We start from the raw sequence: 13,008 nt of genomic DNA on the forward strand, positions 1-13,008 counted from the left end.
TGCGCGCCCCCGACAGACTTTCACCATCTCGCATGAATACCGAACGCAACGACGCGCCAGCGGCATCCAATTTCATCCGCAACATCATTGACGACGACAACCGTACCGGCAAGTGGGGCCAGCGCGTCGAAACGCGCTTTCCGCCCGAGCCGAACGGCTATCTGCACATCGGTCACGCCAAGAGTATCTGCCTGAACTTCGGCGTGGCGCGCAGCTATGGCGGCGTATGCCATCTGCGCTTTGACGACACCAATCCGGAAAAGGAAAGCGTCGAATACGTCGATTCGATCATCGACGCCGTGCGCTGGCTCGGCTTCGAGTGGCAGAAAGACGGCAAGGAACACCTCTACTACGCGAGCGACTACTACGACAAGCTGTACGAATTCGCGGAGCTGCTCATTCAGCGCGGCAAGGCGTATGTCGACAGCCAGTCCGCCGAGGAAATGCGCGCGAACCGCGGCTCGGCTACCGAGGTCGGCACGCCCTCGCCCTTCCGCGAGCGTTCGGTGGAGGAAAACCTGGACCTGTTCCGCCGCATGAAGGCGGGCGAGTTCAAGGAAGGCGAGCACGTGCTGCGCGCGAAGATCGACATGTCGTCGCCGAACTTCAACATGCGCGATCCGGTGCTTTACCGGATCCGCTTCGCGCATCACTACCGCACGGGCGACAAGTGGTGCGTGTATCCGATGTACGACTACACGCATTGCATTTCGGACGCACTGGAAAACATCACGCATTCGCTGTGCACGCTCGAATTCGAAGACCACCGTCCGCTCTACGACTGGATTCTGAACGAGCTGGCCGAAGCAGGTATTTTCACGCGCCCGCTGCCTCAGCAAATCGAATTCTCGCGTCTGAATCTGACGTACGCGATCACCAGCAAGCGCAAGCTGCTGCAACTCGTGAACGAAGGCCACGTGGATGGCTGGGACGATCCGCGCATGCCGACCATCGTCGGCGTGCGCCGTCGCGGGTTCACGCCTGAGTCGATCCAGTTGTTCTGCGAGCGTATCGGCGTAACGAAGGTCGATTCCTGGATCGACATGAGCGTGTTCGAAGGCGCGCTGCGCGACGATCTCGACGACAAGGCGCCGCGCATCGCCGCCGTGCTCGACCCGTTGAAACTGATCATCGACAACTTCCCTGAGGGCCTCAGCGAGCCGTGCAGTGCGCCGGTGCATCCGCATCATCCGGAACAGGGCATGCGCGAGTTTCCGATTTCGCGCGAGCTGTGGATCGAGCGCGACGACTTCACCGAAACGCCGCCGAAGGGCTATTTCCGCCTCTTCCCGGGCAACAAGGTGCGTCTGCGCTACGGCTACGTGATCGAATGCACGGGTGCGGAGAAGGACGAGAACGGCAACATCGTCGCGGTGCATTGCAACTACTTCCCGGACAGCCGCTCGGGCACCGAAGGCGCGAACAACTACAAGGTCAAGGGCAACATTCACTGGGTCAGCGCGGCAGCCGCGTGCCCGGCCGAAGTGCGCATTTACGACCGCCTCTTCAAGGAACCGCAGCCGGACGCAGGCGGCCGCGATTTCCTCGAAGCGCTGAATCCCGACTCGAAGCGCGTGGTCAATGCCTACCTCGAACCTGGCGCGCACGGCACGTTGCCCGAACAGCGCTATCAGTTCGAGCGTCACGGTTACTTCGTCGCGGACCGCGTGGACTCGCAGCCGGGCAAGCCCGTGTTCAACCGGATCGTGAGTTTGCGCGACAGTTGGGGCAAGCCGGCGTAAGCGGCGAAGCCAACGGCTAACGGCAAGCGTCGCCGCTTCAGAGGGCGTTAGCCGCGCACCAGTGATCGACCAGGGCGTGCATCTGTCTCATCGGATGCACGCCTTTTTCTTTGTGCGTGCCTTCTCGCGTCGGGAATCGTCAGCAGAAGCGCTGCCGCGCCGCTATAACGACCGATGCAATTCCGTCAGTGAAAGCGTGGTTTGAAAGAGCCGCGCGAGGCTGCGGCTCGCGTACTTTTCCACTTCGTCGGGCGCGGTCCAGCGATAGGCATCCATCTCGGGAATCAGCTTACCGTCCGAGCGGCGCGGAAACAGCGACGTGCATGTGTAGGAACTCAGGTCGAGTTCATCGACGGTGGCGCGCGCTGCGAACAGATGCAGATCCTTGTCGCGCCGGTAGACAAAGAGGCCCAAATCCTTCAGACGCTCCGGCTCGATTGCGACTCCGGTCTCTTCGACCATCTCGCGCAGCGCGGTGACGTGCGGGGCCTCGCCTTCCTCGCCATGACCTTTCGGAATGTCCCAGTGCGATGTCTCGGTGGCATGCGCGAGCAGCACGCGGCCTTCGGGATCGAGTAGCACGATTCCGCACGAGACGATCCGCGGACTCATCGCCGCCCCGACCCAGTCCGACTCACCGCATCCGTGCGGGCTCGCGAACGATCCGCCGGCATTCCAACGGCTGGATGCATGCCTAGTTCTTCTTCTGCAACTGCCACTTGCCGCCGCCCTGCTTGCAGAACTGCGGGCGCAGGTTCATGGACTGCCCTTTTGCATTGAGCACGACACCGAGGTCGCGACACGTGCGCTCGCCTTCTTTCGACGTGCTCGCGATCGTAATGGTCGCGTCGATCTTCACGCTGTTGCGCGTGCCTTCATTGACCCATGTGATGCTTTCGCCGTCGGGCTTCTGATCGAGCGCGGCGAAGACCGCCTGCTTGATCGACTCGACGTCGCGCTCTTTCATATAGCTGATCGGCGTGTCGTTGAGGAAACCGAGATTCGCCGCTTGCGCGCCGATGGCCGCTCCAAGCAGGAGACCGGCGGCGGTCAGTTGACGGAGTGCACGAGTTCGCATCGACATGAAGGGGCTCCTCAGATACGTTTTGCTGCGTTTTTGGGCGGTCTCGAGCGCACTGATGGCCGCTCTTGATCTGGACCCCAAAAGCATAGCATGTCCGTCGCGACAGCTTGGGCGCGCTGCGCCGAGGCGACCCGTTCCCCTTCCACGCATCAATCGCCCGCCCAAAAAATGCGCGATGTGCGCCTGCAGCTCGCGACCGGCAGCCGCTCTCATTTAGCGGCTCTCATTTAGCCGCTCTTACCTAATCACTCTGATTTAGGCGCTCTCATTTTTAGGATGGCTCCCATATCACCGTGCGTCACGCTTTCCTAAGATTGGCCGTATTGCGCTTTCGCATTGCTCCCTTCAAACGCCCAATCATGGAATTCACCGTTGCACTGGAAACCTTTGCCGTCGCACTGGCGCTGCTTTGCGTGGCGCTCGTGCCGGTCGCTATCCGACGCGATCCCGGTCTCGCGCGGCCCATCATCCGGATCGACGGACTGCGCCGTCCCCGCTGGCCGAACCTTGTAACGCGCGCCGGCATCGCATGCGTGCTCGTCTCTTTTGCGCTGCTGCTCGCCGCCTGTTTCTGCATCGTCGCCGGCGCGTCTATCTGAAGCGCCGGATCACCTCGTGCCCGCCGCCCATCCGGTGGCGGCGCGCCGCTCCCGAAGATTCTTCGTCAGTTCCCCGCCTTGTAGCCATCGGTGAGCGTATTCAGAAACGCCACCATGTCCTTGATCTCCGCGTCGTTCAGCGCAGGTTTGTCGCCCGGCTTGCGGTCGAACGGCGGCTCCGTATTCAGGTTCGCCCAGTAGCGCTGCGGCAGATCGTCGAACTTCTGGACCTTCCCCTTCGACACCGGATAGAACTTCTCCGGGTTCGTGTCGCGTTCGGCATAAAAGTGCAGAACCTGTTCGAGCGAATGATAGATACCGTTGTGGAAGAAACTCTTCTTCAACGCGACGTTGCGCAGCGTCGGCGTGCGAAAGATGCCGCAGAACTCCGCGCGTCCCTGCAGGTCGGTGCGCTCCGGGCCGCATGCGCCAAGATCGTAGAAGCGCGGATCGCGGTTCACGGGCAGCGCGCGATTGCGCGGCACACCGATCGCAATCAGCCCGAAGTCGCTGAACTGCGGCGGCGCGCCGTCCAGCGTCCGCTGGCTGATGTGACAGCTCGCGCAGTTGCCCTTCTTTTCGTCGTTGAAGAGTTGCAAACCGTGCAGCTCGGCTTTTGTTAGCTGCGTCTTTCCCGCCAGATAAGCGTCGTATTTGCTGGTGTACGGGTAGAACACTTCGGGCGTTTGCTCGAAGGTTTCGAGCGCTTGCAGCACGGCTTTGAAGGTCGCGTCGTCGCTATCGAAAATATGTTCGCCGAACGCGGCGCGGAAGGCGCCCGCGTACGGCGCGGCCTTGATCGCGGCGGTGACTTTCGCCGGCGAGCTGCCCATTTCGAACGAAGACAACAACGGAATGCGCGCCTGGTCGCTGCCGCGATCCACGCGGCCGTCCCACGTGAGGCCGCCGGTTGGACCGGCATCGACGCTTTCGTCGCCTTCGTCGTCGGACTCGTGATAGTGCTCGGCGAACGCCGGCACCGATTGCAGATATTTGAGCGTCGGCGCCGCGCGCATGCCGGTGCGGTGCATGTCGCCGCCGCCCAGTTGCACGGACAGCGAGTTGGCCGGCGAAAACGCGTGGTCTGGACTGTGGCACGACGCGCACGCCAGCTTGCCCGAACCGGATAGCGACGGATCGAAGAACAGCTGCTTGCCTACCGCGGTCATCTGCCGCACGGATTCGTAGACTTGTGCGCGCGATTGACCGCCGGCCGGTGTTGGTTGCGTCACCTCATGTGCCACCTCACGCGCCGCGACCCGCACGACGGCCGCACCGGAACCCACCGAAGCATGAGCGGCACTCGCACCCGCATCTGCGGAAGCGGCCGGCGTGCCGGCATCGCAGCCAGCGAGACTCATGCTCACCGCCATTCCCGCAACCGCGAACGAAAGCGCTATCGCGTGACCTCCGCGGTTGACCGCCGACCTCGCGCGCGACAGCGCCACGTCGGGCGCTACTGTTTTCCGGATCCCCGTCAGACCGAGTCGCATGTGAATGATGTGAATGTGCGATATGAAGTCCGCGAGCGTATTTCATGGATATGACGTTCAAATGACATTCGCCCCACAGCGAATCGCCGCGCCGAAGCAATTCGTAATGAATACATCTTTCTGTCAAATTGCATCGCCACACTTTCGCGGGCGGTCATCGAGCTATCAAACGCACGCGGCCCGTCCCCAACGCGAGAGAGAGAACTTACAAAGATGAACAAGAAACTGATCTGCGCGGCGCCGTTGGCGATCGCTGCAGTGTTAAGCCTTTATGCATGCGGCGGCAACGAGGTTACGCAACCGGACATCACGTCGATCAAGAACGTTGTGGTGATCTACGCGGAAAACCGCAGCTTCGACAACCTGTACGGCAACTTCCCTGGTGCCAACGGTTTGCAGAACGTGAGCGCGGCGAGCGCGAAGCAGTTGGATCGCGACGGCTCCACACTCGCGACGCTCCCGCAGGTCTGGAACGGCCTCACGCAAACTGGCGTGACGCCGGTCGTCACGCAGGCCATGACGGCCAACTTACCGAACAGTCCGTTCGCGATCGACGACCCCAACGGTTTCAACACGCCGATCACCGCGACGACGCGCGATCTGTATCACCGCTTCTATGAGAACCAGATGCAGATCGACGGCGGCAAGAACGACAAGTTCGCCGCATGGGCAGATTCGGGCGGCCTCGTCATGGGCCATTACACGCTCAATGCGGACAAGCTGCCGCTGTGGAAAATCGCGCAGCAGTACACGCTTGCCGATAACTTTTTCATGGGCGCATTCGGCGGCTCGTTTCTGAATCACCAGTGGCTCGTGTGCGCGTGCACGCCGACCTATCCGAACGCGGACAAGAGCCCGGCGGCCGGTTCGATTTCGGCCGTCGAAAGCGACGGCGTGACGCTCAAGGTCGCGTCCAATTCGCCGGCTTCGTCGCTCAATGGGCCGCCGAAGTTCGTGCTGTCCGGCAACCTCACGCCCGACTTCTACGCGATCAACACGATGCAGCCGCCGTATCAGCCGAGCGGCAACAAGGCGGCCTCGGGCGGCGACGCGAATCTCGCCGATCCGGGCGCGGCCACCACGTTGCCCGCGCAGACGCAGCAACACATCGGCGATCTGCTGAACAATGCGAAGGTGTCGTGGGCATGGTACGGCGGCGCGTGGGGCGCGGCGTTGAGCGCCGCCCAGAACGGCACGTCGAACGTGATTTACGGCGCGAACCTGACGGCGCCTAATTTCCAGCCGCATCATCAGCCGTTCAACTACTTCGCGGATCTCGCACCGGGCACGGCAAACCGTTCGCAGCATCTGCTGGACGGCGGCCTCGGCGGCTCGGAGTTCATCAAGGCGATCGACAGCGGCACGCTGCCGCAAGTGACGTTCTACAAGCCGCAAGGCAACCTGAACGAGCACCCGGGCTATACCGACGTCGCGTCGGGCGACCAGCATATCGCGGACGTGATTTCGCATCTGCAGAAGAGCCCGCAGTGGAACAACATGCTGGTGGTCGTCACTTACGACGAAAACGGCGGCTTCTGGGATCACGTCGCGCCGCCCAAGGCGGATCGCTGGGGTCCGGGCACGCGTATTCCGGCGCTGATCATCTCGCCGTTCGCGAAGAAGGGTTTCGTCGATCACACGCAATACGACACGACTTCGATCCTGCGCTTCATCACGCACCGTTTCTCGCTGCCGACGCTCCCGGGCATCGCGGCGCGCGACTCGGCGCTCGTCGCCAACGGCGGCAAGCCGATGGGCGATCTGACCGCCGCACTGAACGTCAGGCAGTAAGCGCGACAGCGCAGCGGCACTGGTAAGCAACAGCCGGCCTTGCGGCGCGGCTTTCGACGGGCAGCTTCGGCTGCCCATTTTTATTGGCGCGATTTATTGGCGCGACGCGTAGACCCGGGGCCGTGATATGGGCCTCATGACCGGTGACCTTCGGCGCGGCGCATCGGACGCGACGAGCGTATGCTGCGCTACAGGCTCGACGACTTGCGTCGACGTCATTTCGCCCGATCATCAGGAGTTCGACAGCATGACTGAAAGAACCATCAAGGTCCCCGGCGCCGATCATCCGATTAGCGTCGAGCCCGCGCGGGCTCGCGTTGTCGTGACGGTGGCGGGTCGCGTGATCGCCGACACGGAAAAGGCGCTCGTGCTGCGCGAAGCGTCTTATCCGGCGGTGTATTACATTCCGCGCAACGACGCCGACATGAACCTGCTCGCGCGTACCGACCACACGACCTACTGCCCGTACAAAGGCGAGTGTGCGTACTACAGCATCACGCCGGGCGGGGAGCGCGCGGTCAATGCAGTGTGGACCTACGAGTCGCCGTATGCGGCTGTGAAAGAGATAGCCCAACATCTCGCGTTCTATCCGGACCGCGTCGATTCGATCGACGTGCAAGCGCTGTCGTAACGCGGGAAAACGCGAGGCAATAAAAAAATCCCATCACCGGATTCGGTAGATGGGATTCTTGACATGCGGGCAATGGCGCGGCGGGCGAGGATCGAACTCACAACCTCAGGTTTAGAAGACCTGTGCTCTATCCAATTGAGCTACCGCCGCAAAGGTCGGCCCGGATTATAACCGATCGCCTCATGCCCGCCAGAACGCGGCGGGCACATCGCACATTATCAGACCGGCTGCGGATGCAGCGCAAACCAGCCGAGGAACACGATGCCCGCGATCACGCAGTACACGCCGAACGAAGCAAGACGTCCGCGGCCTTCGAAATAGCGCATCAGAAAACGCACGCTCAGATACGCGGCGATGGCGGTCAGCACGCCGCCGAGCAGTGCGTCCGCGAGTTGGCCCGGTGCATGGAAAAGCTTCGGCACCTCGAGCAAACCAGCTGCGAAAATGATCGGCGTGCCGAGCAGGAACGAGAACTCCGCGGCTTTCTCCGCCGTGAGGCCAGCGGCATTGCCGGCGATCATCGTGAGGCCGCTGCGCGAAAATCCGGGAATCAGCGCGCCGACTTGGGCGAGGCCGACGAGGAACGCCTGGCCAAAACCCATTTTCTCCGGCGCCTGATGCGCGCGCGAACGCTGCAGGCGATCGCCCAGCCACAACAGCACGCCGTTGACGATCAGCGCGATTGCGACGATGCGCAGGTCGTGGAAAATCCGTTCGAGCCGCTTCTCGAGCAGCAGGCCGACGAGCCCAGCCGGAATCGTGCCGATGATGAGTGCCCACATCATGTGAGCATCGTCGTTACGGCGGCCGCCAAACGACGCGAAGAAGCCGCGTACGAGTGCGCACCAACGTTCGCGGAAATACCACAGCAGCGCGAAGGCCGTACCGAGGTGCAAGGCGACGAGAAACGGCAGCAACTGCGGCGCGTGTTTATCGATATGCATGCCGAACAATGCTGGCACGAGCAGCGTATGACCGAGGCTGCTCACCGGGAAAAGTTCGGTCACGCCTTGCAGCACGCTCAGGAAGATAAGAAACGACAGATTCACGCGGCAGTCCTTGTAAGGAAGATGTCGGGGACAGCGCGCCGCACAACGAACTACCCGGCGCGTTAAAAAGCGCACCGATTATGCCTGGCTGACAAGTCAGCGCCAAGCGTTTGGGCCACATTCGGGGAGATATTGACGCGCTGCGTCACGACATAAGACTGTCGCTACGCGAAACGCAAACGAAAAGGGCCGTTGGGAGACAGCATCCCTTTCAATCGCCTAACGGCGAACGCCGGATGAGCGCGTTCGAGAAGTCGTCAAGCTTACGAAATGCAAGCCGCGCGCATGGGCGACGCGACGCATCGTTCGAAGCGGGCGAGCAAACAGCGGGCGAGCACGCAGATCAGCGATCGAGCTTGTAAAAGAAGTAGACCGTGCTTGCAGTGAACATGCCGAAGAGAGCGACACCCATTGCCATTGCGAGATCCATAACCCCTCCTGAGCGATCTCGCCCGGCGGTAGATATCACCGGGCAGTGAGACGGATTATCGGCAACGATCGGCCGCTTGCGACACCCGCAATTTCCCCAGAAGGGTTTCCCCGTAGCGTAAAGCAGAGCAAAATCGTCGTTTCCGCCGGTACCGGAAGTCGCAGCTGCTGCGGCTGTCGCGTCCGGCGCGTCTACCACTTACTCCATCACACCATCGACCATGCCTCTTTCCCCGCAGCAGGACATTCTCGAAATCGCTCAGGACGCCTCCGTGCTCCGCTTCGCGCCGCAAGCCGGCGGCCGTCTGCTTTCGTGGATCATCGACGGCGAAGAGGTGATCCATTGGCCCGAGCACGCCGACTGGAGTCAGCCCGCGCGCATCCGCGGCGGCAACCCGCTGCTGTTTCCGTTTCTCGGACGTCATCGCGTGGACGGCAAGATCGGCTACTGGCGAGACGCGCAGGACACGGTCCGCGAGCTGCCCATGCACGGCTTTGCACGCGACCTTCCGTTCGACGCTCACGCCGACGTGCACGGCGCGGGCCTGCGCCTCGTGCTCACCGATAGCGACGCAACGCGCGGCGGTTATCCGTTCGGCTTCCGCTTCGAGGCGGCCTACACGCTGATCGACGCGCACACGCTCGAAGTCACGCTGACGACCGCCAACACCGGCGACGCACCGCTGCCCTATTACGCCGGCCATCACTTCTACTTCACGCTGCCGCACCGGCAACGTGCAGAGACGTCGCTCGAATTGCCGCGCACTGAAAGGCGCTTCCAGCAGGCAGACGGCTCGATCAGCGCGGCCGAGCCGGGCGAAGCGCGTTACACGCTCGACGAAGCACGCATTCACGACCGCTTCCACTGCCTCACGGGCGCTCCGGAACAACCGGTACGGCTGATCGCGCCTGGGCTCGGTCGGGTGATCACCATCGATCTGCAGCGGCCGAACTCCGTGCCCTGGTACGCGGTGACGACATGGACCGAAGCGGCGGAGTCCGACTTCTACTGCGTCGAACCGTGGCTCGGGCTGCCCGACGCGATTCATAACGGCATGGGCCTGCGCTGGCTCGATCCGGGCAAGACCGAAATCGCCGCGCTGCGCATCAGCGTCGAAAAACTCGACTAATTTCCGGTCCCACGGGCGCAGCGGTCACGTGCGCGCGGCTCTATTGCGCGAGATGCCGAGGGCGCCCAATGCCCGTTTTTCCGATGCTGCAACGCAAAACCGTTAGAATCAGACGCTTTGTATCTACCTGCCGCGTGATCGGGATCGGCGCGCGGCAGCGCTTTGCGAGGTCCAATGTCTGAAACAACAAGAATTATCAAACGACTCGCGTGCGTGTCGTTGGTGGCGCTCATCGCCGCGTGCGGGTCGGCGCCGGTGGGGCCGGGCTTTTATCGCGTCGAACGGGGCGACACACTGTCGAAGATCGCGCGTAGTCATCACCAGTCGGTGCAAAGCATCGTGCGCTGGAATAACCTGACGAACCCCGACAGCATCGAGGTCGGGCAAGTACTGCGTGTCGATCCGCCCAACGGCGCGGCTTCGACGAACGGCGCCGTGCGCAGCAGCGGCAACGGGAGCGCGAGTGCTTCGGCCGCGCCGCGTTCCGCGCCGGTCGAGAGCGCGCCCTCTTCCCCGCCGGCGTCATCGATCTCGCTCGTGTGGCCGACCAACGGCAATGTCATTCGCGGCTTTGACGGCGGAAACTCAAAGGGCATCGACATCTCCGCTCCAGCGGGCACGCCTGTGGTTGCGGCAGCGGCCGGCACAGTCGTCTACGCGGGCAACGGGCTGCGCGGCTACGGCAATCTGCTGATTCTCAAGCACAACGCGGAGTATCTGACCGCCTACGCGCACAATCGCGTGCTGTTCGTGAAGGAAGGCGAAACCGTCGCGCAAGGCCAGAAAATCGCCGAGGTGGGCGACACCGATACCAATCGGGTCATGCTGCACTTCGAGCTGCGCTATCAGGGCCGCTCGATCGACCCGTCGCGTGCGCTGCCCGCACGTTAGACGTGACGTTAGACGCGACGTAGGCGTGGCGACAGCCTGCTGCTGGCGCGCCGCCTGGCTCGCGGCGCTACAGTCCGCGCATCCGGAGCACCGCGTTACACGGACTGACAGGGGAACCCTGCGTGCTATAAACGCTCAATCCGACACGCGTGGCTTCGTGCCACGTCTTTCATGCCATCTGTAAGGGAATCTGCAATGAAGAGCGCATTTGCGTCCGTGGCGACGGCCGCAGCGATCAGCGTGGGCCTGCTGACATTGGGCGGCCTCAGCGGCTGCTCGACCACCACCAACATGACTTATCTGCCAAGCGGCGACACCGGCTTTGCGATCAACTGCAGCGGCAGCGACGCCAGCACGAGCTGGGCCGAATGCTACAAGCGCGCGGGCGAAGTCTGCGGCAATTATGGCTACGACGTCGTATCGAAAGATGTCGACAACGGCGCGACTTCAGGCGGCACCGTCGGCGGAATTTTTGGGGCGAACGTGAAAAACCGCTCGATGGTGATCCGCTGCAAGCAGTAAGGCATGCGTACCTCGCTGCCGGGTTGCACGAAGTGCAGCCGGCCGCGCACCCAACGCCCCGACCGCGGTTCGATGCTTGCGGCGAAGGCCAGTAACGCTCCGAATGCAATTGGCCACGCGGCAACGAATATGATTACCCAAGTCATAACCGAGGAAAGAAGAGGTAAGCTTTTATGATCCGCGCGTGGTGTGTAATCGCGGTGACGGCAATTAAAGGTCTGCCCAAAAAAAAGCCCGGCGCGAGGCCGGGCTAACGGGGGTTCGGCGCATATCGGCAAAGGACCGGTTCACCATGCGCCAGAACGAAATTTAACAACCCGGTTTTACAAGCGCAATATCTTAATTTCGACAGCAATGTGATGCGACGCACGGATTTCGCATTATGTGAACCGAAAACATAGGCAATAACCGCCCAATAAATCAGGCCAGCCCGGCAGACGGCAAGTTATTAGCCTGGTGGTTCAAGCGAGTTAGTACGCCCGCAAACCCTTTCGCAGCAAGGCTCTGAATCACTTCATTGCAACAAGGCTGACAAATAACGCGCCTCTCTTTCCAGCGCTGGCGCCTCGCCTTATTCGCGGATCGTTGGTGTTAAAAACGCTAGGTGCGCCACCGCACCAATTCAATTAAATAATCGGAATCAGCACGCGTTGCTCACGTCCAATAACCCCTCATGAGAATCCGCGAATGGCGAAACTCTAAACTCGCCTCAAATCCACCGACAAATAAGCCGCTTAAAATCCCAGGTTTCAGGCGTTGAATAAATCAGATGTTAGTCATTCGTGCGGTTCCGCACAAGTCGGCCGAAAGTCATAATCCGGCCGGGTTGCGCGGTGGCTTTACATGACTCGCAATCCCAGCTCGGTGATGAGCACCGCAGCCTGTAGATGCGAAATTGTCGCGCCTTTGAAGAGGGCCGCGTCTACCAGCCGCACGCCGCTCAAATCAGCTTCGCGCAGATCGGCGCCGTCGAACCGCGCGCCCTTCAAGTGTGCGTCCTTGAGGCTGCCGCCATCGAAAATCGCCTCGCGGAAATCGACGCCCGCGAGGTCGGCGTCGGAGAAATCGAGCTGATGCAGCGTCGCCTTGCGGAACGACAGGCCGCGCAAATGCGCGCCGACCAGCAGCGTTTCGACGAAGCTCAGGCCCAGCGCCGTGCACGCCTCGAAGTTCGCGCCGGTCAGCTTGCAGCCGCGAAACGACGCGGACGCGAGCTTGGCGCGCCGCCAGTTCGTGTTGTTCAGATCACTCGACTGGAATGCCGCATCCACGAGATCCGCCGATGCAAAATCGGCCTGGCGCGCCCGGCAACGAACCCAGCGTGTCTGCGCAAGCGTTGCGCCGAAAAACGAAGCCTCGGCAAGCGCGCAGCGGTGGAACTGCGCGCCGCGCAAGTCGAGCCGCGAAAGATCGGCGCCTTCCAGATCGCAATCGTTGAAGACGAGCGGCGTGCCGCTTGCCTGCCCGTTCGCGACGGCGCTTGCCGCGATCAGTTGCTCGACATCGGCGCGAGTGAGCGTGGCGCCGGCCACTTCGTGAACTGGCGCGCCCGGAGCCGGCGCGGTTGAATCGAGTGACATGAAGGTTCAGAATCGGACGAATTGCGAAGGGCCTAAGCGTACCGGAATGCGTGCCGCGCCGGCTGCT

General features: G+C 62.0%; 12 protein-coding genes and 1 tRNA gene. 7 read left to right on the plus strand and 6 right to left on the minus strand.

Annotation, left to right across the window (positions count from 1 at the left end):
- The first annotated feature begins 32 nt into the window (after positions 1 to 32).
- Positions 33 to 1,742: a glutamine--tRNA ligase/YqeY domain fusion protein gene (locus ACTJLB_RS20365; protein ID WP_440784293.1), complete on the plus strand. Its 1,710-nt coding sequence runs from the start codon at positions 33 to 35 to the stop codon at positions 1,740 to 1,742.
- Positions 1,743 to 1,904: 162 nt separating this feature from the next.
- Here ACTJLB_RS20365 and ACTJLB_RS20370 read toward each other — a convergent pair whose 3' ends face one another.
- On the minus strand, positions 1,905 to 2,354 hold the full coding sequence (locus ACTJLB_RS20370; protein ID WP_131319818.1) for an NUDIX domain-containing protein: 450 nt from the start codon (positions 2,352 to 2,354) through the stop codon (positions 1,905 to 1,907).
- 82 nt (positions 2,355 to 2,436) lie between these two features.
- Positions 2,437 to 2,826, minus strand: coding sequence for a hypothetical protein (locus ACTJLB_RS20375; protein ID WP_440784294.1), 390 nt, complete (start codon positions 2,824 to 2,826; stop codon positions 2,437 to 2,439).
- Positions 2,827 to 3,185: 359 nt separating this feature from the next.
- Here ACTJLB_RS20375 and ACTJLB_RS20380 point away from each other — a divergent pair, with 359 nt between their 5' ends.
- Entirely contained in the window at positions 3,186 to 3,425 is a 240-nt protein-coding gene (locus ACTJLB_RS20380) for a hypothetical protein (RefSeq protein WP_020069461.1), read from the plus strand.
- Positions 3,426 to 3,490: 65 nt separating this feature from the next.
- Here the strand turns inward: ACTJLB_RS20380 and ACTJLB_RS20385 are convergent, their stop codons facing one another.
- A complete protein-coding gene (locus ACTJLB_RS20385) occupies positions 3,491 to 4,798 on the minus strand; it encodes a cytochrome-c peroxidase (protein ID WP_440784344.1) in 1,308 nt (435 codons plus the stop codon).
- Between the two features lie 333 nt (positions 4,799 to 5,131).
- Between ACTJLB_RS20385 and ACTJLB_RS20390 the strand changes: the two genes are divergently transcribed.
- Both ACTJLB_RS20390 and ACTJLB_RS20395 read left to right on the plus strand, forming a co-directional pair.
- On the plus strand, positions 5,132 to 6,709 hold the full coding sequence (locus ACTJLB_RS20390) for an acid phosphatase (RefSeq protein WP_440784295.1): 1,578 nt from the start codon (positions 5,132 to 5,134) through the stop codon (positions 6,707 to 6,709).
- A gap of 247 nt (positions 6,710 to 6,956) precedes the next feature.
- Positions 6,957 to 7,340 (plus strand): DUF427 domain-containing protein, encoded by a 384-nt coding sequence (locus ACTJLB_RS20395; protein WP_027804864.1) that lies wholly within the window; start codon positions 6,957 to 6,959, stop codon positions 7,338 to 7,340.
- A 73-nt stretch (positions 7,341 to 7,413) separates the two neighbouring features.
- On the opposite strand, the gene ACTJLB_RS20400 is transcribed toward ACTJLB_RS20395, so the two are convergent.
- Positions 7,414 to 7,490, minus strand: a tRNA-Arg gene (locus ACTJLB_RS20400).
- 68 nt (positions 7,491 to 7,558) lie between these two features.
- Positions 7,559 to 8,389 (minus strand): undecaprenyl-diphosphate phosphatase, encoded by an 831-nt coding sequence (locus ACTJLB_RS20405; protein ID WP_020069457.1) that lies wholly within the window; start codon positions 8,387 to 8,389, stop codon positions 7,559 to 7,561.
- 650 nt (positions 8,390 to 9,039) lie between these two features.
- Here ACTJLB_RS20405 and ACTJLB_RS20410 point away from each other — a divergent pair.
- From ACTJLB_RS20410 to ACTJLB_RS20420, 3 genes are all read left to right on the plus strand, one after another.
- Positions 9,040 to 9,948: an aldose epimerase family protein gene (locus ACTJLB_RS20410; RefSeq protein WP_440784296.1), complete on the plus strand. Its 909-nt coding sequence runs from the start codon at positions 9,040 to 9,042 to the stop codon at positions 9,946 to 9,948.
- Between the two features lie 174 nt (positions 9,949 to 10,122).
- Positions 10,123 to 10,839 carry a peptidoglycan DD-metalloendopeptidase family protein gene (locus ACTJLB_RS20415; RefSeq protein WP_020069453.1) on the plus strand — a complete coding sequence of 239 codons (717 nt, stop codon included), beginning with the start codon at positions 10,123 to 10,125 and terminating at the stop codon, positions 10,837 to 10,839.
- A gap of 195 nt (positions 10,840 to 11,034) precedes the next feature.
- Positions 11,035 to 11,361, plus strand: a complete 327-nt coding sequence (locus ACTJLB_RS20420; RefSeq protein ID WP_310352288.1) for a hypothetical protein — start codon at positions 11,035 to 11,037, stop codon at positions 11,359 to 11,361.
- Positions 11,362 to 12,200: 839 nt separating this feature from the next.
- Here the strand turns inward: ACTJLB_RS20420 and ACTJLB_RS20425 are convergent.
- The gene (locus ACTJLB_RS20425; RefSeq protein ID WP_408473397.1) at positions 12,201 to 12,941 is read right to left on the minus strand and encodes a pentapeptide repeat-containing protein; all 741 of its coding nucleotides are present in this window, start codon (positions 12,939 to 12,941) and stop codon (positions 12,201 to 12,203) included.
- Between the last annotated feature and the right edge of the window lie 67 nt (positions 12,942 to 13,008).

The sequence above is a fragment of the Paraburkholderia sp. 22098 genome (assembly GCF_052045935.1).
GTDB lineage: Bacteria > Pseudomonadota > Gammaproteobacteria > Burkholderiales > Burkholderiaceae > Paraburkholderia > Paraburkholderia caledonica.

What these genes read in the sequence shown, in the direction of transcription:
- ACTJLB_RS20380 (WP_020069461.1), top strand. Translation starts at nt 3,186, where the DNA reads ATGGAATTCACCGTTGCACTGGAAACCTTTGCCGTCGCACTGGCGCTG.
- ACTJLB_RS20415 (WP_020069453.1), top strand. Translation starts at nt 10,123, where the DNA reads ATGTCTGAAACAACAAGAATTATCAAACGACTCGCGTGCGTGTCGTTG.
- ACTJLB_RS20385 (WP_440784344.1), bottom strand. Translation starts at nt 4,798, where the DNA reads ATGGCGGTGAGCATGAGTCTCGCTGGCTGCGATGCCGGCACGCCGGCC.
- ACTJLB_RS20395 (WP_027804864.1), top strand. Translation starts at nt 6,957, where the DNA reads ATGACTGAAAGAACCATCAAGGTCCCCGGCGCCGATCATCCGATTAGC.
- ACTJLB_RS20365 (WP_440784293.1), top strand. Translation starts at nt 33, where the DNA reads ATGAATACCGAACGCAACGACGCGCCAGCGGCATCCAATTTCATCCGC.
- ACTJLB_RS20390 (WP_440784295.1), top strand. Translation starts at nt 5,132, where the DNA reads ATGAACAAGAAACTGATCTGCGCGGCGCCGTTGGCGATCGCTGCAGTG.
- ACTJLB_RS20370 (WP_131319818.1), bottom strand. Translation starts at nt 2,354, where the DNA reads ATGAGTCCGCGGATCGTCTCGTGCGGAATCGTGCTACTCGATCCCGAA.
- ACTJLB_RS20425 (WP_408473397.1), bottom strand. Translation starts at nt 12,941, where the DNA reads ATGTCACTCGATTCAACCGCGCCGGCTCCGGGCGCGCCAGTTCACGAA.
- ACTJLB_RS20420 (WP_310352288.1), top strand. Translation starts at nt 11,035, where the DNA reads ATGAAGAGCGCATTTGCGTCCGTGGCGACGGCCGCAGCGATCAGCGTG.
- ACTJLB_RS20375 (WP_440784294.1), bottom strand. Translation starts at nt 2,826, where the DNA reads ATGTCGATGCGAACTCGTGCACTCCGTCAACTGACCGCCGCCGGTCTC.
- ACTJLB_RS20410 (WP_440784296.1), top strand. Translation starts at nt 9,040, where the DNA reads ATGCCTCTTTCCCCGCAGCAGGACATTCTCGAAATCGCTCAGGACGCC.